At 49.7% G+C, this 22070-nt stretch carries 19 protein-coding genes; 6 read left to right on the top strand and 13 right to left on the bottom strand.

Going from position 1 to position 22070, the window contains the following annotated elements; translation table 11 throughout:
- Positions 1-9: 9 nt before the first annotated feature.
- Positions 10-891, bottom strand: a complete 882-nt coding sequence (locus EKK48_02955; protein RTL45411.1) for an SDR family oxidoreductase — start codon at positions 889-891, stop codon at positions 10-12.
- Positions 892-1153: 262 nt separating this feature from the next.
- On the opposite strand from EKK48_02955, the gene EKK48_02950 reads away from it, so the two are divergent.
- The gene (locus EKK48_02950; GenBank protein ID RTL45410.1) at positions 1154-2374 is read left to right on the top strand and encodes a hypothetical protein; all 1221 of its coding nucleotides are present in this window, start codon (positions 1154-1156) and stop codon (positions 2372-2374) included.
- Between the two features lie 50 nt (positions 2375-2424).
- Here EKK48_02950 and EKK48_02945 read toward each other — a convergent pair whose 3' ends face one another.
- From EKK48_02945 to EKK48_02935, 3 genes are all read right to left on the bottom strand, one after another.
- Entirely contained in the window at positions 2425-3387 is a 963-nt protein-coding gene (locus EKK48_02945; GenBank protein RTL45409.1) for an NAD-dependent epimerase/dehydratase family protein, read from the bottom strand.
- Between the two features lie 73 nt (positions 3388-3460).
- Positions 3461-4225, bottom strand: coding sequence for a glycosyltransferase family 2 protein (locus EKK48_02940; GenBank protein RTL45408.1), 765 nt, complete (start codon positions 4223-4225; stop codon positions 3461-3463).
- A 7-nt stretch (positions 4226-4232) separates the two neighbouring features.
- On the bottom strand, positions 4233-5267 hold the full coding sequence (locus EKK48_02935) for an NAD-dependent epimerase/dehydratase family protein (protein ID RTL45407.1): 1035 nt from the start codon (positions 5265-5267) through the stop codon (positions 4233-4235).
- A gap of 101 nt (positions 5268-5368) precedes the next feature.
- Here EKK48_02935 and EKK48_02930 point away from each other — a divergent pair, with 101 nt between their 5' ends.
- Positions 5369-7186 carry a hypothetical protein gene (locus EKK48_02930; GenBank protein ID RTL45406.1) on the top strand — a complete coding sequence of 606 codons (1818 nt, stop codon included), beginning with the start codon at positions 5369-5371 and terminating at the stop codon, positions 7184-7186.
- Positions 7187-7229: 43 nt separating this feature from the next.
- Here EKK48_02930 and EKK48_02925 read toward each other — a convergent pair whose 3' ends face one another.
- Together EKK48_02925 and EKK48_02920 are read right to left on the bottom strand one after the other, a co-directional pair.
- On the bottom strand, positions 7230-8345 hold the full coding sequence (locus EKK48_02925; protein ID RTL45405.1) for a hypothetical protein: 1116 nt from the start codon (positions 8343-8345) through the stop codon (positions 7230-7232).
- A 105-nt stretch (positions 8346-8450) separates the two neighbouring features.
- Complete coding sequence (locus EKK48_02920) at positions 8451-10052, bottom strand: glycosyltransferase (GenBank protein RTL45404.1); 1602 nt, start codon at positions 10050-10052, stop codon at positions 8451-8453.
- A gap of 231 nt (positions 10053-10283) precedes the next feature.
- Between EKK48_02920 and EKK48_02915 the strand changes: the two genes are divergently transcribed.
- Positions 10284-11936 (top strand): hypothetical protein, encoded by a 1653-nt coding sequence (locus EKK48_02915; GenBank protein ID RTL45403.1) that lies wholly within the window; start codon positions 10284-10286, stop codon positions 11934-11936.
- On the opposite strand, the gene rfbH is transcribed toward EKK48_02915, so the two are convergent.
- From rfbH to rfbF, 4 genes are read right to left on the bottom strand one after another with little or no spacing between them, the layout of a single operon-like run.
- A complete protein-coding gene (gene rfbH / locus EKK48_02910; GenBank protein RTL45459.1) occupies positions 11933-13243 on the bottom strand; it encodes a lipopolysaccharide biosynthesis protein RfbH in 1311 nt (436 codons plus the stop codon). The two genes, EKK48_02915 and rfbH, sit on opposite strands and share 4 nt — an antisense overlap.
- Positions 13236-14189 (bottom strand): NAD(P)-dependent oxidoreductase, encoded by a 954-nt coding sequence (locus EKK48_02905; GenBank protein RTL45402.1) that lies wholly within the window; start codon positions 14187-14189, stop codon positions 13236-13238. Before EKK48_02905 ends, rfbH begins: the two co-directional genes overlap by 8 nt.
- Positions 14149-15126 carry an NAD-dependent epimerase/dehydratase family protein gene (locus tag EKK48_02900; protein RTL45401.1) on the bottom strand — a complete coding sequence of 326 codons (978 nt, stop codon included), beginning with the start codon at positions 15124-15126 and terminating at the stop codon, positions 14149-14151. The genes EKK48_02905 and EKK48_02900 overlap by 41 nt, the downstream gene beginning before the upstream one ends.
- Positions 15123-15899 (bottom strand): glucose-1-phosphate cytidylyltransferase, encoded by a 777-nt coding sequence (gene rfbF, locus EKK48_02895; GenBank protein RTL45400.1) that lies wholly within the window; start codon positions 15897-15899, stop codon positions 15123-15125. Before rfbF ends, EKK48_02900 begins: the two co-directional genes overlap by 4 nt.
- Positions 15900-16077: 178 nt before the next feature.
- Between rfbF and EKK48_02890 the strand changes: the two genes are divergently transcribed.
- The gene (locus EKK48_02890; protein ID RTL45399.1) at positions 16078-17139 is read left to right on the top strand and encodes a hypothetical protein; all 1062 of its coding nucleotides are present in this window, start codon (positions 16078-16080) and stop codon (positions 17137-17139) included.
- 67 nt (positions 17140-17206) lie between these two features.
- On the opposite strand, the gene EKK48_02885 is transcribed toward EKK48_02890, so the two are convergent.
- The 3 genes from EKK48_02885 to EKK48_02875 form a co-directional block, all read right to left on the bottom strand.
- Positions 17207-17896, bottom strand: coding sequence for a glycosyltransferase (locus tag EKK48_02885; protein ID RTL45398.1), 690 nt, complete (start codon positions 17894-17896; stop codon positions 17207-17209).
- A 109-nt stretch (positions 17897-18005) separates the two neighbouring features.
- Complete coding sequence (locus EKK48_02880) at positions 18006-19148, bottom strand: DUF362 domain-containing protein (protein ID RTL45397.1); 1143 nt, start codon at positions 19146-19148, stop codon at positions 18006-18008.
- A gap of 5 nt (positions 19149-19153) precedes the next feature.
- The gene (locus EKK48_02875) at positions 19154-20161 is read right to left on the bottom strand and encodes a hypothetical protein (GenBank protein RTL45396.1); all 1008 of its coding nucleotides are present in this window, start codon (positions 20159-20161) and stop codon (positions 19154-19156) included.
- Positions 20162-20557: 396 nt separating this feature from the next.
- Here EKK48_02875 and EKK48_02870 point away from each other — a divergent pair, with 396 nt between their 5' ends.
- A complete protein-coding gene (locus EKK48_02870) occupies positions 20558-20755 on the top strand; it encodes a Flp family type IVb pilin (protein RTL45395.1) in 198 nt (65 codons plus the stop codon).
- Between the two features lie 342 nt (positions 20756-21097).
- The gene (gene cpaB / locus EKK48_02865; protein RTL45394.1) at positions 21098-22048 is read left to right on the top strand and encodes a Flp pilus assembly protein CpaB; all 951 of its coding nucleotides are present in this window, start codon (positions 21098-21100) and stop codon (positions 22046-22048) included.
- Positions 22049-22070 lie beyond the last annotated feature (22 nt).

Genomic DNA, 22070 nt, shown 5'->3' with positions numbered 1-22070 from the left:
AGCCTGATGCTACCTTGGTTGACCAGGTTGTAGCTCGGTGTTGTCGAGATATTGTTTCGGCACTTTCCTTGCCACTGCAAATGCTACAGGCGGGCAGATTCCCATCAATCGGTCCGTAACAATCGCTGGTATCGTGAGCACGATTTCTTGACTGTTCCCTGCCATCATCGCGTCTCGAATAGCTTCGGCTGCCTGTTGCGGGCTGTAGCTGAGCAAATTGCGCATCATCCAGCCGCGAAAATCTTTGCGCTCTCCGATTGTTGTTGGGTCCATGGCTGACGACAGATTGTTCTTCTTAAAGAAGTGACTGCGTACCCAGCCGGGGCAGACCGTGACGACATCCACTCCCCTGTGGATCAATTCTGCTGCCATACCTTCACTCATTCCCAGGCAAGCGAATTTGCTTGTCGAGTAACAGACTCGTCCGGGCAAGCCGACTTTTCCTGCTACGGATGCAACATTCACAATCGTGCCCTGGTTCTTCTTGAGGAAGTAAGGTAAGGCAGCGTACACGGCATAGAGCGGCGCGAAGAAATTGACGTCCATAACCCTGTGCCAGTCGTCCAGTGTGACGTTTTGCAAAAGCCCAGGAATCGAAATTCCAGCGTTGTTGACCAGGAGATCGATGTCGCCATATTCTTGAACACAAGTCTCGACAAGTTTCGCCGGCATTCCTGGCGAGGCTATGTCGCCCACTATCGCGATTGCTTTACCGCCGCGTTCCTCAACAATTCTTTTCGTGTCATTGAGCGCATCTTTGGTTCTGGCATTGATAACGAGCTTCGCTTGATACTCTGTTGCAAGGAGGATGGCTAAAGAGCGTCCGATCCCTGTCGATGCTCCAGTAATGACGGCTGAAAAGCCAGGCGGTAGCGATTTCTTTGACTTCATGCGGGAAGGTTGGTTGGTTTGGGAAAACAAGAGCTGTTAGCTTGATGACGCCGGTTTTTTAGCGCATCGCCGAAGTTGGTAACCGAAACGCCAGTTTAACGTGCTTCGGCTCACAATCCAACCGATGTGCCGCTACAATGAAGGAAGCAAATGTGGCACGAGAGGTTGTCTCTTCGCCGTTAATCTAGCCGCTCTGCGGGGCACAATAATAGCGGATCGTACTTACTAAAATGACTTTTGAATCCAGTCCGGGGTAATTTTTGTGGATGAACTTAGCTTTTCTACTGCCGGAGTAAATGATGGCGCGAAGACTCCAGCGCCCTCGACAGTCGTCGCACAGCAACCTGGCGGTGGGAGTTCGTGTCAAAGTCCAAGTACACCCCCGATAGCACCAACGACGCCTCCTGTGGCGTCTCAAGAGCCTTACGAATGGATCATGGGTCCGACTATCGACATGCTTTTCGTCTGCGGCGGATTTTTCTGGATTATTGTCGCCGCTTTGTATCTGACAAACTTCGATGTGAACTTGTATGGTTCGCCCACCGCTTTCTCTCTCGCCACAGTAAGCATCATCGGTTTGCAGCTTTTGGGCGACGCGCACCAACCTGCCACACTTTTCCGCGTCTACGGCAGCAAAACTACCCGCGATAAGCTGGGCGTGCCGGTTACTCTGATTGGTGTCTTCGCTCTAGCCGTCGGTTTGTGCGCATTTTTTGTGAGCAGCTCTACAATGCTGTTGCTTAAAATCATTCTGGCATGGGGCATCCAACACCAGTTGGCGCAATCGTATGGAATTGCGTTGGTCTATTGCTATAAGCGCAAATACTATTTAACCAAGAACGAGAAGCAGGTCATGTTCTTGATGGTTCAGTCGGCAATCGTCTTCATGATTGTACGCATGTTCTCCGTGAAAGAATTTGCTCAGTTTCGTTTGAGTAACAGCATCGACGTGCCTTTCTGGAATGTCTTACCGTCCTGGACGACCACTGTCGCAGGGTGTGTCCTGGGCGCACTTGTTCTCCTTTTCGCAGGCGTTGTCGCACGCAAGTACGTGCGCGACAAACAGATGTTTCCGCTTCCCGGTCTGTGCACTTTGATGTCGCTTATCGCGCTAGGTCTTTGTGCAGGAGACAAGTTCCTTATTATCTGGTATCTGTTTTCGACCTGGTGGTTCCACTCAAGCCAGTATCTTGTAATCACTTCTGCGTTCTACTTGAAGGAGAAGGGATTGCCGGAAAACATGGCGTTTTCGGAAATCGGTAAGCTGCTCTGGTCGCCCACCTTTATCAAGTATTACTTGCTTGTATTCGGCACAGGATTCACCGTTTTTTACTTGATTCCATGTTGGTTAGTTAGCAACGGTGTGGAAAAAGCGGTGGCCATCGGCGCCGTCTACATCGCATTCAATCTGCACCATTACATCACAGATGCCTTGATCTGGAAGTTACGCGATCCTTCAATCCAAAAACTATTGATCGCCTGAAGTCCTGCCCGATCGATAAAAGTAGCTGCGATCTAACCGATTGTTCGTACCTAAGTGCGAGTAAGCAGTGCATCGTTCTGCTGAAGATATTCGATTGTTTTTATCACACTTTGTTCGATCGTCAGCTCAGCCCGCCAGCCCAGCGAGCGGATCTTTGTGGTGTCTAAGAATATGAATGGATTGTCGCCGCGCCATCCACGATCTTCGGTGCCAAACTCCAGCTGTGGTGATAGCCCGAGGTGACCGGTGATCCAGCCGATTGAATCTCTCACTTCGCAGTATTCATCCGTGCCGAGATTGAAAATATTGACGCTGTCGTTCGACTTTTCCATCGCGCAAAATATAGCATTGATGCAGTCTTGAACGTAGAGATACGACTTCTTCTGATGTCCATTCCCCAGCACTTTGAGATGCCCTGGATCTTGTCTAAGACGTTTATAGAAGTCGAATACATGCCCGTGGGTGTAACGTTCGCCAAGAATCGAAACGAAGCGGAAGATCCAGCCTTGAAAATCATAATTTTCGCAATAACCGCCGATCATGCCCTCACCAGCTAATTTCGACGCACCATAGAGCGAAGTTTGAATTGGAAATGGTGCGTCTTCGGGCGTTGGAATTACTTTCGATTCGCCATAAATAGAACCCGTCGAGGCAAATGCGATTTTGGAAATACCGTTTGCCCGCATCGCTTCGAGCACATTGAAAGTGACAATTGTGTTCTGCTGCAACTCACGACTGGGATTGTTTGGATCGACGCGTACATCAGCAAACGCGCACAGGTGAAAAACTGCATCACCACCACCGTCCATCGATTTTTTCAGGGACTCTAGATCTGTCGCGTCAACTCGAATCAGTTTGAAGTTGTCGTGTTTGCGTGCGTTCGTGATGAAAAACTCAGAGCCGGTTGCAAAGTTGTCTATTCCGACCACATCGTGACCGTCTGCCAGCAATCTGTCTACGAGATTGCTACCGATGAAGCCGGCTGCTCCCGTTACAAATACTTTCTTCTTCATCCCTTTCGCCTCAGAAACTGCATCAGACTAGCATAGTTGATGGCGTCGAAAACGTCTGACGTGGCAGCGAGTGCTAAGAATTTTTCTTGCCCATGTAGAGAAAGGCGAGTCTGACGTATTCGACAAGCGTTGCAATCAGAGGCATTGAGGAAGGGCTGGTTTTGAGCCCGTAGTCATAGTGCAGCGGCACTTCTTCGATTTTAGGATGGAAAACTGAGAGCATAAGCAGAACCTCGCCGTTGACGGCGAATGATTTCTTGGCTTTCCATGTAACACCACCGGCGAAACCACGTTTAATGATGGAACCTCGATAGGCGCGATAGAAAATTGTGTAGTCATGCACCTTTGGAATGTGCAGAGCTACTCGCAGCGCCATGTTAACGACGGTCGAGCCGACGGTTCTGAACCAGGGGAAGCGAACATAGGCGCCTCCATGGGCATGGCGAGATGCGATGACAATGTCACTGCCGGCGCCGATTCGTTCGACCAGTTTCGGAATCAATTTTGGGTCGGAGGTACAATCAGACTCCATGACGATTACGACGTCGTCGTCATTTACTGTTTGTGCAACGAATTCGAACGCACTTTTGAATGTGCCTGGAATGCCCCGATTCGGCTTGTGGGTAATTACCTTGATTGGATATTGCTGACTGAGCGAAGCAAGAATTTCACCGCTTCTGTCGACACTTCCATCATCAACCGCCACGATTGTGCGACCAACGGAGGGTGGTAGCGGCTGATCGGCTAACAATTTCAAGAGAGTCGGCAGCGCTACTTCTTCGTTGTAGATCGGTAGAACGAAATACACATGAACTGGTGCTTTTGTTTCTTCTGCCATGGATAACCTAAAGCGGAGGCAATGTGTGTTGATTCTCTCGCGCCCATGCAATCAATTTGGAAATCCCATCTGCAGACGAAGTCTTGGGCCGCCAGCCGAAGTCGCGCTCAGCCTTGGAGACATCGCTGATGTAGACCTTCTGGTCGCCTGCTCGCCATGCCTCGAGTTTCCATTCTAATTTTGGAAATTCTCTTTTGATTATTTCCAAAACTTCAATTACAGACTGCGCTGAGCTTGGTCCACCGCCCATGTTGTAGATCTGCCCACGCGTTGCAACTACATTTGCTTCAGCTAAATCGTATGCTTCAAGCAGATCTTCGATGAAGAGCAAGTCTCTCACTTGCTTTCCTGTGCCGTAAACATTTACAGACTGTCCTTGCAATGCTTTGCGAATGAACCAGGCAATCCAGCCCTGGTCTTCGATGCCTACTTGTTGTGGACCGTATATGCAAGATTGTCTGAATACAACTGTATTCAAATCATAAATTCGCGCGTAGTCTCGAGTGTATTGATCTGCTGCGCCTTTCGAGCATCCGTAAGGTGAATGAAAGTCCAATCCTTGCGTCTCAGGGATGCCATTAGGCAAGTCTGCGAGATGATATCTCGTATCGCCTTCTTCGATTGTTAGCTCTTCCAAGCCACCATAAACTTTGTTGGTTGAAGTGTAAACGAAGAAGGCTTTCGGATTTTTCCCTTTGCGTAAGCCTTCGAGCATGTTCAAGGTGCCTGTTGTATTCACTTCGAAATCGTAGACAGGGTCTGCGATTGAGAGCGTGACAGCAACTTGAGCGGCGCAGTGGAGCACGGTGTCGAACGATTCTTTTGCAAAAATATCTGCAACGCTTTTGGCGTCGCGAATGTCGGCTTTCACAAAAGAGAGGTTGGGAAAATTCAGGCTCTTGAGCCAGGCTAAGTTGCGCTCGCTACCAGTGCGCGAAAGCTGGTCGACGAGGGTGACTCTGTCTCCGCGCGACGCATAGCGCTGTGCGGCGTTGCAGCCGATGAATCCTGCTCCTCCGGTAATTAGAATATTTTTTGCCATGGAGAATCCGCTCTAGTCAAGGAAGCGCAATTATATCTCATAAGTGTCAACTGTGTGAGGACCGAGACCTGTGCTGAAGGTTGGGCGTGCCCGTTGATATAATGAGCTCACCCATCCGCCGATCCCGCCAGGCAGACGGCATTACTGCAACAGGTGAGCGTGAAATCATAGTTCAACGGCGAATAAATGTGACTTTGTTGTTGGCCGCCATGATGGTTCTATGCATGGTGATGTTGTGGCCCACACTCAACATGGGCTTGTGGCTTGACGAGCTCTGTTCGCTCAACGACGTCATGTATCCTGACGTGCAGACAGTAGTTGCGAAGATGTGGGGGCGCATGGATGACTTGCACCCGCCCCTCTATTTCGTACCACTTTTTGCTTGCGTGAAGTTGCTGGGTGTAAGCGATCTGTCAGTGCGCACTGCGCCTCTAATTTTCGGATTGCTTTTGATTCCCGTTACCTATTGGCTTGGCAAAACTGTTCATTCGCGATTCGTTGGATTGATTGCGGCCTACTTTGCAACAGTGTCGCCATTCGCCAATTACTATGATTGTCAATCTCGCGGATACGGCATGGCCGCGTTGCTGACAGCACTTTCTCTGATCGCGTTTTGCAAACTGGCTGACACAAAACCTGGTAACAAAGTGGTGCCATTTATCGCTGTTGCCCTGACTACTGCAGGGCTGTGCTACACCGAATACATCAGTTGTTTCATACTGCCAGCTCTCGGCGCTGCGGCTATCTGGATTTTTCTTTCGATGCGGCGCGATCCCGAAAAAGTAGCCTTGTCTCTGCCAACGTTTTTACGCTGCGGAGCGGCTTTAACACTTGGTTTTCTACTTTTCGTACCGTGGCTGCCTTCTATGAAGATGCAATCTGGAACCATGTCTGATTTGGCTAATCAAGCGCCGCGCTCTTACTGGCCGCTGATTTTTGCTTACAACCTGATGATGATGTTTCCTATACCTATGATAGTCAGCATCCCTCTTTTTGCCATCGGCCTTCTCATCTTTGCCGTTTACCTGATTCGCAATCGAAAAAGATTTCCAGGCTGGAAACTCGCACTCTGCTCCGTTCCACCTGCATACATCGTCGTCATTTGCTCCATTGCTATTCCATCAAGCCTGATTGGGTATATCACCCCCTGGTACTACGGTTACTTTCGCTACATCTATCCTTACAGCCCAGCTGGATGGTGTTTGATTGCAATTCTGTTCTATCACTGGTTCGGTTTTGCCCGGGCTGAAAGAGCCAGGCTTAATGAGGCAACTGTTGTCTTGGCTGATCCTGGCAATGGTGCTATTCCTGCAGCGGATGCGAACTTAGATTCTGAAAAGGATGTCAGCCCCGCTGCTGCATTTGCTGGCAGCAAGAAAGGCACTATTTGGTTCTCGATTACTCTGGTTTTTATGCTCGGGCTGAACGGATTGTATGATGCATGGTTTGTATCTCGCCCACAGTCAGGTTTGCGAACAGTTGCTCAAGATGCAATCGCAGGCAAGTACGATAATTCTTTGATCCTCGTGGCACCAGATGTGATTGCTCCTACTCTCGGATACTACTTGCCTGCAGAGCAGCGGGCTGCCCATCACATTCAAGTGGCAGGTTATCCGAGATGGGATGATCCATTCCCTCCGATTCCTATTTCCGACTTAGTGCGCTTGTGGGGACCGGAAATACCGCAGGAAGCCGAGAAAAGAATAGACTTGCTGCCGCAAAAAGGGTTCAAGTATTTGGTCATTGCCAAGGATTCAGACAAACAGATCGAGTTGCTCACTACACCAACTGTGCAGCGCAGCGCACGCGTCAAAGCGCTCATGAACATCGTCAATCGCAAATACAAGAAGATTCGCGAAGTGCACTACAACGGACTGACTGAGGACGTGACAGTCTTTACGTTCGAACTTCCACATTGAACTCTGGCAAGCAGAAGGTGTCCGCGATCGTCTCAGCCTGGAGTTATGATTTTGCAGGGGCTTTGCGGTAGCTCATTAGATGTGGCAAGATGCTTTGTCTTGCGTGTGCTTCGCGGAAGCGCCAGAGGAATGCATCGAGGAAATAGTGACAGGCTGTGACGCCCAACCAGATTCCTGTGAGCATTTTGACCATGAGCGGATTACTCTTGAACACCGCCGTTCCGACCGGCATGATCAGCACGGCCGCGACAAGCAAACCGATGCAGGTGGTAAAGAAAAGCACCATCGGCGATATCTTAGGGAGATCGTTTTTGAACTGTGAGTCGGGGCTGTATTTTTTCTTGACGATGGCGTAGTTTAAGCCGATGTACTGAAACCAGTGCACCGTAACAGGAATCACCCATGCTTCTGAAAAGGTTTTGCCAAGAAATGCGAAAGGTATCATCATCGTGATTGCCAGAACCCAAAAGGCTAGCGCAGGCACGTTGATTGTTGCGCCTTCGCGCACTTGTCTGTGCAACTCCAGGATGTATCGAACAACTGGTGTGAATGCCCAAACGGCTACTATTGCGAAGAATATGTTCCATCCAATTCCAGGTGCATTCAAAAGGAAGATGCGATGGAAAAAGAGCAGTGAGAAAAGTGTCGCTGGATACTGCTGGCTTTTCATCTCCAGTTGGCGATCTACAATTGCCTCGCCTCTGCCCTGGTTGTGGTAAAGCAGCAATATGCCGACATTTTGCTGAACAACATGTTGAATCGCCCAGATAGTAATGAGAATTTCGACCACTCCGAACACATACATAAAAGTCAATGTAGTGCCGACTGCGAGGAGCACCGGCGCTACGAAGAAAATGATTTGTTTTTTTCGATCGCTTGCCCAGTGCTCTCGATTTTTCTTGTCAAAGTAGGCAAACCAGGTCGGTCCGAAGTGAAAGGGACCGGCGCCGAATGCGTCCAGCGCAAGAAACAACCAGATCGCTGATGAACTCACCCAGGACAGCTGAGACATGGTGAAACATGCCACCCCTATCAGGATTGGCACGAAAAAGAACATGATGTCGAATGTGCGTCCGAACATCCACGGATAGGTGAGCACCGCTGCTTGGTCGGCGTGCTCCGTGCTGGCTGGCTGGAGGTTTTCTTTCGGAACGTTCATTACTTAAATCTTGCCCGGAAACCGCACTCAATTATCATACAAGTCTCGATTCGTGGCTAATCGTTCTGCTCTTCTGCCTTTTCAATCAACGTCGGGACTCTTACCTCAACCCGAGCTATTCGGAAAATCGGCTGCGCTGTTCTTCGCCTCAATACTAAACAGTGCGGAATTTTTGATTAGATAGTCGTCGTCGAATGGACTTGCAAAAAAATACTTGAAGTCAGCAATGATCCATGTGATCGGATCGCGAATGACTGCAATTTTCTTGCCTTCGGCAAACCCTCTGGCGTTATAGTTGACCGGGATTTCGATAGGGCGGTAGCCCTTCTTGACCAACTTGATTAAGAGTTCGTGGTCGAAATCAAATCGGTTGCATTCGAATTTTAGTTTGTAAATACATTCGCGTCTGAAGACCTTGTACATTGTGAATGGGTCAGTCAGATTTTGGCCGCAGAATACATTGATGATTGTTGTAAACAAGATGTGGCCAAAGTTGCAGACGAATGCCATGACTGCTTCGCCGGCAAACTTTCGAATTTTCCAATTGCCTGAATGGCGAGTGCCGAGGACAAAAGTTTGCCGATATTCAACTAAAGGCTTGATCAATGCATCGTAGTCATAGACGTCGTATTCAAGGTCTGCGTCTTGAATAATGCATATTTCGCCGGTGGCATGCTTCAACCCGGTTCGCACAGCGTGCCCTTTGCCTTGGGGTTTTTCTTCAAGCACCAGGCGCACGTTGTCGTTGACGACAGAGTGAACGAGTTCGCGAGAACCGTCGGTGGAGTTGCTTTCGACTATGATTATCTCGACTTGATCTACGCCTGCGATACCTTCCTGGACGCGCTGGTTCACTTTCGTGAAAGAGTCCATGAAGGTGCGCTTCTCATTGAAGACTGGCATGATCACAGATAGTTTGTTTCTGCCGAGAACTTCAGTCTTCCGCGACATCACCACTACGGCCGATGATTCAAGCTGAACTTCTTTCTGCTGTATTGATTTCGGCAGCATCGCGAGCATTGACCAGAGTAAGCGCCGTGGCTGTTGCTCTGGCAGTCGACTGATCTGGCTCCTGGCATGCTCTATTGTGTAATGTCTTTTGTCTGGTGCTAGTAGGATTCGCTCGAATCCGGCTTTTTCGAGGAGCAATTGCAACGTGGCGCGGTTGAAATAGTGATTCAGTCCGGCGCTCCAGCCGATCCAGCGGCGACCGAATCGACGCGCCGGCAGGCTATCCATGCTCAGTCCAACGAGCATAAGGTGTCCGTCGGCCCGCAAACGTTTGCGCATCTGGCGGAGTAATTCGTAGGGATCGGGCGTGCGTTCCAGCGTTTGATAAAGCACCAGGCAGTCGAATTCTTCCTCCGCCTCAGCACTGTTCTCGGAAATTGAGGTGTGATCGAAATAAGTGACCGAATGCCCCGCTTCGGCAAGGAGTGTGGCGAAAAGGTCACGCTGGCTCAGACCGGCATAAAGGATCTTGGCCCCCTGCAAACCTTGCTCGGCGATGCATCGTACGTAGCGCTGGCTTGCTAACAGCTCTGGTCTGCTTTCGTTTTCAGCTAAAACGGTGTTGGGTTCAAATGGTGCCGCTGGTTCTCTTCGCAGCAACTCGCAGCCAGCGCACCTGACTATGCGTGCTTCGCCTCTGGCAAATGCAAAGATAGATTCAGATTGACTGCAAAGAACGCAAACAGAGGAGGTCATGAAACTATTATGAGCTATTGACCGTGAGGATTCGGTTTATCAGACGTATTTCACCGTCGCAAGCACGTGTCGAGTTTATCCTTGGCATCATCGTGAATCTACAGGCTAGTATGATTTGATTGGATCTGGGCGTCACTTACAGGCATAAAGTTGTACTTAATAGTCATCTCCGTTCTTTTATGGTTTTTCGTCCTGGGCTCCGTTGCTTTCCTGAGCTATTCCAGCAAAGGAATGTTTCTTCGAACGGGCATTGTCGAAAGGTTCAGCGCCAGGCTCTGGCGAAGTTTCGGTGATTTTTCCAGGCAGCGTGGCAAATGCTTGCTGCTACTTATCGTTCTTGCCATTGTGGCAAGGCTTCTCGCCTTACCGATTTTGCACGTGCCTGAACCGCGATCGCATGATGAGTTCAGCTACATTCTGGCTGGAGAGACCTTTGCAATGGGGAGGCTCACTAATCCAACTCCGCCTCTGTGGCAATTCTTCGAAACTGAGCATGAGCTGAGCGTGCCGACCTATATGTCGAAGTATCCGCCGCTTCAGGGACTTGTAATTGCAGTTGGAATTTTGCTTGGAAATAAGTGGATCGGCATTTTGCTGAATTTTGGTCTGATGTGTGGGGCGATTTATTGGATGGCGTGTGGCTTAGTGCCGACGCGATGGGCGCTTTTGGCCGGTCTTATGCCGCTGGTGCATCCGGGGATCGCATCGTATTGGGTGAACTCTTATTTCGGCGGCTCTGTGGCAGCAGTAGGCGGTGCACTAGTTTTAGGCGCCTCATCTCGATTGGCTCGAAAAATTTCTCTCAGCAGCGAGAATTGGTTCGTTGTCGGCGCAGCAATCATGGCTAACTCTCGTCCTTTTGAGGGGGCATTGACTGCGTTTGTTGCATTTAGCACGGCTATAAGTGCACTGGCCAGGAAAAAGAGATTGCATTTGTTGTTCAACCGTTGGTTGGTGGTGCCGACATTGATAGGGCTTTTCACGCTGGCCAGCATGTTGTACTTCAACTACCGAGTCACTGGTGACCCAATCACTATGCCGTACGTGGAATGGCAACGACAGTACTCACCGATTCCACTTTGGGCATGGTCGAAACTCAATCCAGCACCGCATTACAACAATCAGCAGCTGAAAGATAACTACGACACCACTGACACGATTGTCTACAGAAAATCCGCTACCATAGACGCAATGATCAACGGTCGCTTTGTCGGTTTGATGCATTTTTTCGTCGGTGTCACACTGATGCCTTTTGCGATCTGGTCGTTGTTCAGTCTGCCGGACAAACGCGTGCGACCGCTGTGGCTAGTGCTTCTGGCTGGGTTAATAGGAATCACAGTCACTGCTGTGGGCTTTCAGCGGCATTACGCCGGTCCTGTTACAGGTGCGATTTATCTGCTTCTCGTACAAGGTTTCAGACATCTGCGACTGGTCAAATTTAGAGACGTCGCAATTGGCATACCAATGGCAAGAGTTGCGCTTTTAGGTTGCGTCGTGGGTTTTGGCTGCGGGCTTTACACCCTGCCTGCGATTAACGCACAAATGCAACACGCACAAGACGAGTTTCCGCGGGTGCGAATTATGCAGAAACTGGCTGCGCTTCCAGGCAAACATTTGATTGTGGTGCACTACGCTGAGGGGCACAATCCGAGACGAGAATATGTAGTGAACGGACCCGATCTTGATAGTTCTAAAATCGTCTGGGCGAGAGATTTTGGCACCGAGAAGAACAAAGAACTACTCAATTACTTCCACGACAGAACGGTATGGCTCTTCGATCCAGACTGTAAGCCAGAACCGCATTTGTACAGCTGGGATGAAGCGAAAACGGCAACGCTTTCTACTAAAGTTGACGACTCCGATTGGAAAAACTTCGAATATTAGTTACGTACGAATTCTGCGATGCTGTCTACGATGTATTGAAGCATCGGTTCGTCTAAGCCCGGATAGACCCCGACCCAGAAGCTGTTCGTCATTACGATGTCTGTGTTGGTCAAGTCACCGACAATGCGGTGCGGCACATTCTTGTAAGCTGGCTGTCTTGTCAGGTTTCCCGCGAACAATTGTCGTGTGCCAATACGCTTGCTTTCTAAATAGCGCACAAGATCTGTTCGGGTAAAAGGTGCTTTTTCTGTCAGTGTGATCAGGAAGCCAAACCAGCTCGGGTCGCTGTTCTCTGTCGCTTCAGGTAGTATGAAATAATCCCGATAAGGTTGCAGTTTATCACTCAGAAACTTCCAATTTTTCTTTCTTGCTGCAATGAATGACGGCAGCTTCTTCAACTGCGAAACACCGACCGCTGCTTGCATATCAGTCAACTTCAAGTTGTATCCGATGTGGCTGTAGATGTACTTGTGGTCGTAACCAAACGGCAAATCACCAAGCTGCCACTGGAAGCGTTTGCCACATGTATCTGAGACGCCTGGCGCGCACCAACAATCGCGTCCCCAGTCGCGGAATGATTCGACCAGAGTTTTTATTGGTCCACTATTCGTCAGCACGCATCCGCCTTCACCCATGGTGATGTGATGCGCTGGATAGAAGCTTACTGTCGCCAGATCGCCGAAAGTGCCGGTCATTTTTCCATCGTATTTTGAGCCCAGTGCATCGCAGTTGTCTTCGATAAGCCAGAGTCCATGCTCTTTTGCTAGCTCTTTGACTGCCGCGATGTTGAATGGATTCCCTAAAGTGTGGGCGATCATAATTGCTTTTGTTTTTGGGCTGATTGCGGCATGTAATCGTTCTGGAGTCGGATCGTAAGTGGCTAGTTCTATGTCAACAAACACTGGTACCAAATTGTTTTGTACAATCGGATTGACCGTAGTTGGAAATCCCGCTGCTACTGTCACCACTTCATCACCTGGCTTTAGTTGCCGGTCGCCAAGCTTGTCAGAGGTGAGCGCAGACAAGGCGAGCAGATTGGCTGACGAGCCTGAATTGCACAGAAGAGCGTGTCTTGTTCCGACGAACTCGGCAAAAGTCTTTTCGAATTCTTCGGCAAATCTACCTGTGGTCAACCAGAAGTCGAGAGATGAGTCGACCAGCATGCTGATATCTGATCCATCGTAGACTCTTCCTGAGACAGGTACAGCGGACTGACCGGGCACGAACTCCTGCTTCGGGTATGCTTCGTCATGAAACTGTTCGACCAGCGCCAGAATTTGCTGTCTGAGTGCTTGAGCTTTAGACACTGATGGTTTCTCGGTAGGTTCTGATTGTTTCTTCAAGGGCTTCTTCCAGACGCCAGTGAGGCTCCCAGTCAATCAACTTCTTTGTCGCGGCGATGTCTGCAACGACGGGTTCTCGACTCTGGCGCACATCAGCTACACCGAACTGCGCTTCCACATGCGTATGGGTCAATTTACTGATCTGACTGGCTAAATTTTCCAGTGAGGTCAATCGACCTGTGCCCAGGTCGATTGGTTCCGTGTTTGTGGACTGAATCAGGGCTGCTTTCAAAATCCCGCGCACGACATCTTGCACATAAACGAAGTCGCACTGGCGCGAGCCGTCGGATAAGCGTGGTGGCACTTTGCGCATCAAGCTGAGAATGATGTGGGGAATCAATTTGCTCGATTCTTGCCCCGGACCAAAAGTCATAAAAGGTTTTACGACTGTTATAGGCAGTCCATAGCGCTCTTGAAAGAGCTTGAAGTAGATGGAGGCGCACTGTTTGGCGGCGGCATAAGGTGAAGCCGGCGATAGGTCGTTGCTGGGTTCCTCTGGTGTGGCGACTGCTACAAACTGCTGGCAGTCGCTTTCGGTCGCGCTCATAAGCAGATTGACAGTGGCGACAACGATATTGTTTAGAGTCGGGATGACCAGTTCGATGCGCTCTTGCGCGGTCACCGTGGCTGCAAGATGCAAAATGATATCGGCTCTGCTCTGCGCAACGAGTTCTTTCGTGCTCTGGAAGTTGCTTAAGTCGCACTCCAGCAAATGCAAATTATGGTCGTCTTTGGATGTACCGGCCCAGTCTCTCGAACTGGCTTGCACCGAAGCACCCAGTTCGAGCAAGGAAGTGACCACATGCTTGCCGATAAAGCCACGGGCTCCGGTAACCAGCACGCGCTTGTCTTTGAAAGCGTCTTTGAACTCAGAAGCCAAGGAATGCTTTGTACCAATCGATGGTTTCATTCAACCCCCTGTTTAGATCGTAATCAGCGGTCCAGCCCAATACTTTTTTTGCTTTGCCTGCAGCAAGGCTCTGGCTGTGGATTTCACCTTCTGCCTGGTTGAGAATTCGCACACCGATTTCTTCCAGTTTGAGCAATTTCTGAATCGCCTGTACCAGCTGTAGCACCGTAAGTGGTGCTTCAGTGCTGAAGTTGAACGCTTCGCCGCGCACCCCTGCTTTCGTTGTTTGCTCGGCCAGTAGCATGTAGGCGCGGGCGATGTCCCTGACGAAGATGTAATCACGCACATAGGCACCATCGCTGCGTATTTCCGGCTGTTGCTTGTGGAAGAGCGACCGAATCGTGCCAGGCACAATGCGATTCCAGTTCAAATCGCCACCGCCATAGATATTGCCGCATCTGGCAATCGTCACCGGTGTGTTGTAGGTATGGAAATACGATTGAGCGATGAGATCGGCGCAGCTTTTCGAAACCTCGTAAGGCGCTCTTCCAATCAGCGACATCTCCTCTGTATAGGGGAGATTCTTCTGCGTACCGTAGGCCTTGTCGCTGGAGGCAATAACGACCTCCTTAACGACTTTTGCATGCACGCGGCATGCTTCCATGATGTTGTAGGTACCGCGAATATTTACTTCAAAGGTGTGCAGCGGCGACCGGTGAGCTGTACCAACTATAGTTTGGGCGCCCAGGTGGATGACGGTATCAATCTCGTGTTCGTTGATGGCTCTTTCAACAGTGGCGTAGTCTTCCAGTGCGCCGTTGACGATGCAGCACTTATCGACATCTTTGCTGCGATAAAGCTCAGATTGAGGATCGGCGTCATGTATGAGAAGGACGGGCATGGCATTTTTGCCGAGCAGTTCCTTGACCAGCCATGAACCGATCATGCCTGTTCCACCTGTCACGAAAACCCGTCGCCCTTGCCAAAACTTGCTCACGGCCAAACCTTCCACGGGGCAGCTGCTGCTTCCCACAATCCTTCAAGCAGGCGCACGTCGCGCAGAGTATCCATACATTGCCAGAATCCATCGTGCTTGAAGGCTACTAACTGATTGTCTTCTGCCAGTTTTTGCAGTGGTGCTCGCTCAAAAATTTCTGAATCACCGCCTAGATAGTCCAAAACTTCCGGCTCAAGAACGAAGAAACCGCCATTAATCCAGCCTTCGCCCATCTGCGGTTTTTCGATAAAGTCGTTGACGTGCATGTTTTCGCCGTCAAAGTTGAGCGCCCCGAATCTTGCCGGTGGTCGCACTGCTGTCACTGTGGCCAGCTTGCCGCGCTCTTTGTGATATGCCACCAACTCCTTGATGTTGACGTTGGCCACGCCGTCACCATAGGTGAGCATGAACGTTTCGTTGTTGATCCACTTTCTCAAGCGCGCGATTCGTCCTGATGTTTGCGTCGCTGCACCAGTATCGATCAGGTGCACAAGCCAATCTTTAGAAGCTGTGGCATGCACTTGCTTTTTGCCGTCGGCCAGGTTGATGCTGAAGTCGTTTTCCAAATAATATTGATCCAAGAAATAAGTCTTGATCACTTCACCTTTGTAACCCAGGGCTACGATGAATTCTTTGAATCCATAGTGCCCATAAATGTTCATGATGTGCCAGATAATCGGTCGTCCGCCGACTTCGACCATCGGTTTGGGCTTGACTACGGTCTCTTCCATCAATCTGGTGCCCAACCCACCGGCGAGAATGATTACCTTCATGTGTTGGAAACGCCTTCCCTGCGTTGTTTGCAGGCGAGGATGGGAGTGTCATACAGGCAGGAATTGTACCATCGCGCTTCTGGCTCGAACTTCAGAATCTTTTCTAGTATTTTTACTGGTGTTTTCTCTTTGCATCCAGCGTAATATCAGTCCGTTAAATCTTCTTACCAGCTAATTCATGTCAATGAGATTCAAGTGCGCATCTTTGGTCGCGCTCTATTGCAATATCGTCGTGTGCGCGTCTTATGCTATTGCACAAGACGTTGCCGAAGGATCAGACTGCTTTTGTTCAGGCGGTGCATTTGACGAGGAGCGCTTGACCGCAGCGGCGCCTACAAAAGCTGTCGATTCTGCAGAGTCAGCGCGACTGCTCGTCTGGACCGAAGCGCCCCGAATTGCGCCGTCTCCCCTGGTCGGCAGGACTGACGTTAAAGAAGCCGAACACAGTGAGGTTTTCATTGGTGATGTCTTTTCCGGTTATGGACCTCATGACCTCAAGGAGATTGAAAGTTACTTCGATAATCTCGCCCTTACAAAAGATCCCTTCCAGTCGCACATAACGCTTCTGGATGCGATAGCCCGCCTCAGGCTCGAAACCAAAGCCAAACAGACTCTTGTTATCGGAAGGTCTTTTCCCTCTGAAATTGCCTGGGATGCGTATTTCGCCGGCAGGCGGAAGTTTCCACCATATGCCCTTGAATCGATAGTTCAATCGTCATCATCAACCAATGTAGATTCAATCGGCCAGTCTGCGAGCGCCCGCCCTTTGAGTGAGCCCCGTTGGTCGCTTTCTCATGGACCCCTGCGCGTCTATATTTCGGGCGTCGTATCTGAGGCTCGAAATGGACTCGTTGCCAGTGCAATACTTGCGGCTTTGCGGGACTGGCGGAATGCTGCCAACGGGGCCGTTCGTTTCATCGTTACCGATAGATACGTAGATGCTGATGTGCTGTTTGTTTGCGAGAACACGGTCGAAAATCAGTGGGCTGAGAATATTGTTTCTTACCACAACGGGATGTTCGATCGAGTCAAGGTAAGATTTATCGAAGAGGCACTATATAAGCTTGATCCAAAGCGTTTGAGAGCGATCTGTTTACACGAAGTTGGTCACGTGTTCGGCATTCGCAACCATTCGACAGATAAACGAGACGCTATGTCCGTATCAGCAACTGACGACCTGCATCCCACTCTTGCACTGACAAATAATGACAGGAAGTCGATTGTCAGGCTGTATCCCTAAACGCCTGCCGGTCCGTGTGGCATGTGATTAGCATTTGGGGACCAATCAGGTGCTCAAGGTTTGAGCATCAGCCGCCCAGCACAAGTCGGCAGAGAGTGCGCAGGTAAGTGTAGATGAATTTGGCCGTTTCTCGCTTTGACTTGCCTGTGACGCGCTCTTGAAAGATGTAAGGCACTTCCAAAATTTTCAAAGCGGCATTATTCCGTCGTGCTTTGACGAGAATTTCTTCAATGATGTCGAAGTTTTCGCAGTGCAGAACGAGCGGCTTCAACACACTCGCTTTGTATAGTTTGAAACTGTTTGACAAATCGGCATATTTTAAATTGAAAATAGTGCCGTATGTCGCATTCAACATTCTCGACATGACAATGGCTTTCGTCTTGGCCCGACTGGCTCCGCCCTTGGCATAACGCGAGGCAATAACAATGTCGTATGCATCTTGATGCGGCAAGAGCTTGTGAATAAATTCAGGCTCGTGCGATCCATCCGCATCCATAATTAAAACATGGTGACCTTTTGCCGCCTTGATGCCGGTACGGTTAGCAGATCCGTAGCTGTTGTTCGGGGCGCGATTTAAATAAGTGGCGGCATTTTTCTTGCAAACTTCTTGCGTGGCCATATCCGGATTGACGGTGTCGATAATGAGAATTTCGTATTCGAGCCCAGTTTCTGTTAAGACCGAGTTGAGGCGCGGCAAAACAAATTCGAGATTTTTGGACTCGTTCATCGAAGGAATGACAACGCTCAGTTCAACCACGCTGATCTCCAGTTCCTAAATTGCAGACGCGTAAGATCATAGTGCAATAAAGCGCTCAGATTCTGATTGTGATTTGATCTTCAGGAAGCCTGCGCACCGCGCTGTATCGTTAACCGGCGCCTTTGTTCGCTTGCACCATCAGTTTTTTGTCTTGATATGTAATCGGCATCTCGAATTCTTTTTTTACTGAAGCTATCTGCACACCTTTGATGTCTATTTGTGATTGATCAGTATTTCCTATTACCTTGCCGGCCATCTTCAGGTAGAGCAAGCGGTCGACCGGAATATCCATGGTGCGCGCGCAAGTCGCATCGACTGCGGCCAGGTCGCTACCTAACACGACCAATCCCATTGGTTTGGCTGTGCCCATGATGGGGCCGTCACCTTCCATGGCGATAATGCCGTCAACGAAGCCGATCTGAGGTTTGATCATGTGCATCAGATCGAGAATGCTGTGAGGAATTCCATTTATGTGGAGAATATTTTTTGGCCAGCCATATTTGCGCCCCGGCACAGTTCCAAACAGATTTTTCATGGAAGCAGTCATGCCCACCCAATGGTGAGTTTTCATCTTCGGCACGCTTATCACTGCGTCAGCTTCCATGATTGTTTTGGGCAAGTAGAACTCTTTCATTTTCGTGAATCCATCAACGTTTTCGACTTTTTCCAGATCGTCAAGATTGAGATCCACGTAACGTAATTTATGCTTTTTGCACAGGGCACCGATGCCTGAGGCTTCCAGCAAAAACTCTGTATCGCGCATGTGCCCCGGACCTTCACCGATAATGATCTCTTTTGCACCAAGGTAATTGGCCAGCTCTACAGCTGCCAAGATGGCAGCCGGATTCGTCGTAATCGGTGAAATCGGATGAAACTCGACCATGTTTGGCTTGATTACGACAGTTTTGTTTTTCAGGTCGGGCAGATTGAGAGTCGGCAGAAAAGGTTTAATCGCTTTGAAGATATCCTCTTCGTAAGAAGGACATTCGAGCAGACCGACAACGGACCGTCCCTGCTTTTTCCACGCTAGTTGTGCAGGAGTGGCTTCCTGCAGATCGACGTTGATCTTATGTCCACCGCATCCGCCTAGCGCCACCGCAGTGACGGCGCCGGCAGCTCCAGCAAGAAAATCGCGACGCTTGATTTTGTAAGTCAAGTCCGGCGGCGTTGAAGACGAATGCGCTTGCGCCTGGACTGAACCGGCGGCATGCTTTGCGGCACTGTATTTGCAGGGGTGTTTTTTTTCTTCCATCTTCTCTACGCCGGTTTTTTGTCGCTTTCAGGTTTGATTTTGTCAGTTTTCATCTTGAAAGGGTTGACTCCATCAACGGTGTGCAATGCCATCGATGCAAGAGCTGTAACCATCATATTTGGTCCGAAACTGCCATCTTCTTTCTGCAGTGAAACAAGCTTCGAAACTATCTTGGTTGTATCACGGTTGTAGGCGTGGAAAGCAAGCGCCATCCAGGCAAGACCCATAGCTGAATTTTTTTGCCCGGCCTCTGCCGCTTCGCTGCTGGCGTCGAGGAATGCAAAGGCGCGCACTATTTCTTGGTGGTCTGGAAAGTCTTGCAGGGCCAGAAGTGCTTCCGCAGTTGTCACTATATATGGAGGCAGGTTCACACCCAGGCTGAAATGACTGCCGTGATTCCAACCGCCGGCTGAGCAAGTATTTTCTAGAAGAAACTTATTAGCTCTCAAGATCACTTGATTGAATCCACCTTTATAAGTGGTTAACTCCGGAATTTTGTAGGCATAAAGGTTGTAGCTGGTTGGCTCCACCCAGTGATAGCACCCACGCGACCAGGGCCAGCCGCGCGCCGCTTCTTCTGTTGCTTTGACGCCCTGCACAGCGCCGAGCAGCATGCGAGCGGCCAGATTGTAGAGCTCTGTGGGCAGCTCTGAAAGAAAGTTTGCCCCTTTTTCGTAAGCGGCATTGGCTTGTTTGCTTGGCTTTCCGGTTGCCACTGTTCGTAGTGCAAACAAAGCCGGTCCGCTGCACCAATCAGACTTGCCTTCGTTGGGTCCTGTGGGCCAGCCGCCGTCTGGATTCTGCGACTTGATCAAATAGTTGAGAGTACGGGGCAGAACCGGGTCGTTCTCGTTTAATGAGAGAGCGCACCAGGCAGTTGCTTCTGTCGAGGCAGAGCGGCCGGGCAAGTAGGGCCACCAACCATCTTTCTCATTCCTATATATGTAATTGCGAACTCGTTTCTGGGCTGCTTCTACGGGCGCCTGTTTCGATTTGGAGTCTGGGGTGCTCAAAGGGATAGTTCACCAACGAGAAAATACGGGCCTAACTTGAGAATACTCTAACCAACAATTATGCCATGTCGCCAAGCGGGTGGACAATTTCGAAGATTTTCGATGCTCTGACCCCAACATTTAATTTGACAACCACTAGGCAACTTTCGGGTATAAGCTATGATAGAAAAGTAAGCTGAAAGAAAGCGGTTGATAATTCAACCGAAAGCGACGGCGGATAGAAAGCGAGGAGGTTTTTCGTAAAATAGTCTTTCAATCTATTCAGTTGTTGTTGTGTTGTTGTTGCTCAAAGTAATACATTACTAAAGTATAGATCTTGCATATTATCGATGCTTAGGGAGTAGAATCTCATCAGCATAGGTACTACGAGTGGAGATCGACTAAGGAGGTTCTCACATGGTTAATCGCTTCATTACTGACGAGTCAGGACAAGGTATTACAGAATACGGCGCCATCTTGGCATTCGTCGCGATTCTCGTAGCCCTAGTATTCGGTATCACCAAGGGTGCTTTGACCGGCGCTATTTCGCAAGCATTCAGCGCAGTTGTTTCACAATTGAACAACCTGTCGAGTGCTGCTGCTAGCGCGTCCTAATCGCCCAGTAACAGAAAATTGAAAACGGGAGGGCTAGCGGAAAGGCCCTCCCGTTTTTGCATGCTTGCTTCATTTCCGCGTTGTGGAGTGCCAGTCAAAACCACTTCATCGCCAAGCAAATTTCAACGTAAGCGAGCTGGTGTAAGCACTTCATGACATCGAAAGATGGGAAGTTTATCTGCTCTTTGTAACCCCACTTTGACGAAATCGTTTAGAAATCACGCTTTTGCGGGTAAAACATTTTTGGTAGGGCACAGGACAAGCGTTGTTCTTGCGTCACCAATGTGCGTTAATAGTAATTGGTTAATCTTTCTCAAGAGATAGATAGAAGGGGGAACCGTAATGAATCCATTACGAGCTTTGTTTTTAAGCCTTTCCCGAATGCCTCCAGCAGTAATGCTGCTCATCATCATCGGCTTAGCCGTTGTGGTGACAATGATGGTGACGGGAAAAGTTTCTGAACAAGAAAAGACATTCCAAAGCAAGCAGGCCGAACTCGAGTCGAAAATGAATGCTAAGGGCAAAGTTGTCTACACCATCAAGGACATCCCTGAAGGTCAGACAATTCCAACTGAAGCTTTAGAAGAGCGCGAGATCGAGCAGAGCAAAATCCCGCAAGATGCAATCACATCTGCGAGCCTTGCGGCTGGACGCGTAGCCAAATACGGTATTTCAACTGGTCAAATCGTGTCACAGCACGACTTAGCACCACAAGGAATTTCCCTTGGTTTCGAAGCCAGACTGAAGGAAGGATATCGCGCTGTAACGTTTGCAGTGGATAACAACTCTGGTGTAGCAGGTTTCGTCACACCAGAATCTCACGTAGACATCATCGCCATGGTTGGCTCCGGACCTGATACTAAGGCTCAACCAATCCTGTCAGACGTCGAAGTGATCGCAGTTGGTCAGATGTACCAGAAGACCCCAGGCGCAGCCACCGCTGTTCCTGCCAGCTCTGTCACAGTTGCCGTATCTCCTGAAGATGCTGGCAAGCTGATCAAGGGCATCGTCGCGGGTAAGCTTTATCTAACGCTCAGAAACGATAAAGATCACACACCCGTGGCAACAGTTGATGTAACGTCACTGTTTGCGAAGCCACCATCGCCTAAGAGCGAAATTTCAGCGCTCCCACCACCATCCGCTCTTCCTCCACCTCCACTTCCAGGAGCACCAGGAGATGCAGGCGGCATGCCAGGCGCAATGCCTTCAGCACCACCACCACCACCACCACTACACGAAATCGAAATATGGTCCGGAAGCAAGAAGGATGTACTCTCAGTGCCTAAGAGCTAATTCTTGGGAAATGAGTGATCAT

This window comes from Candidatus Melainabacteria bacterium (genome assembly GCA_003963305.1).
Classification (GTDB): Bacteria; Cyanobacteriota; Vampirovibrionia; order Obscuribacterales; family Obscuribacteraceae; genus PALSA-1081.
The sequence above is the reverse complement of the archived record's forward strand: the minus strand, read 5'-3'. Positions and strand labels throughout refer to the sequence as shown.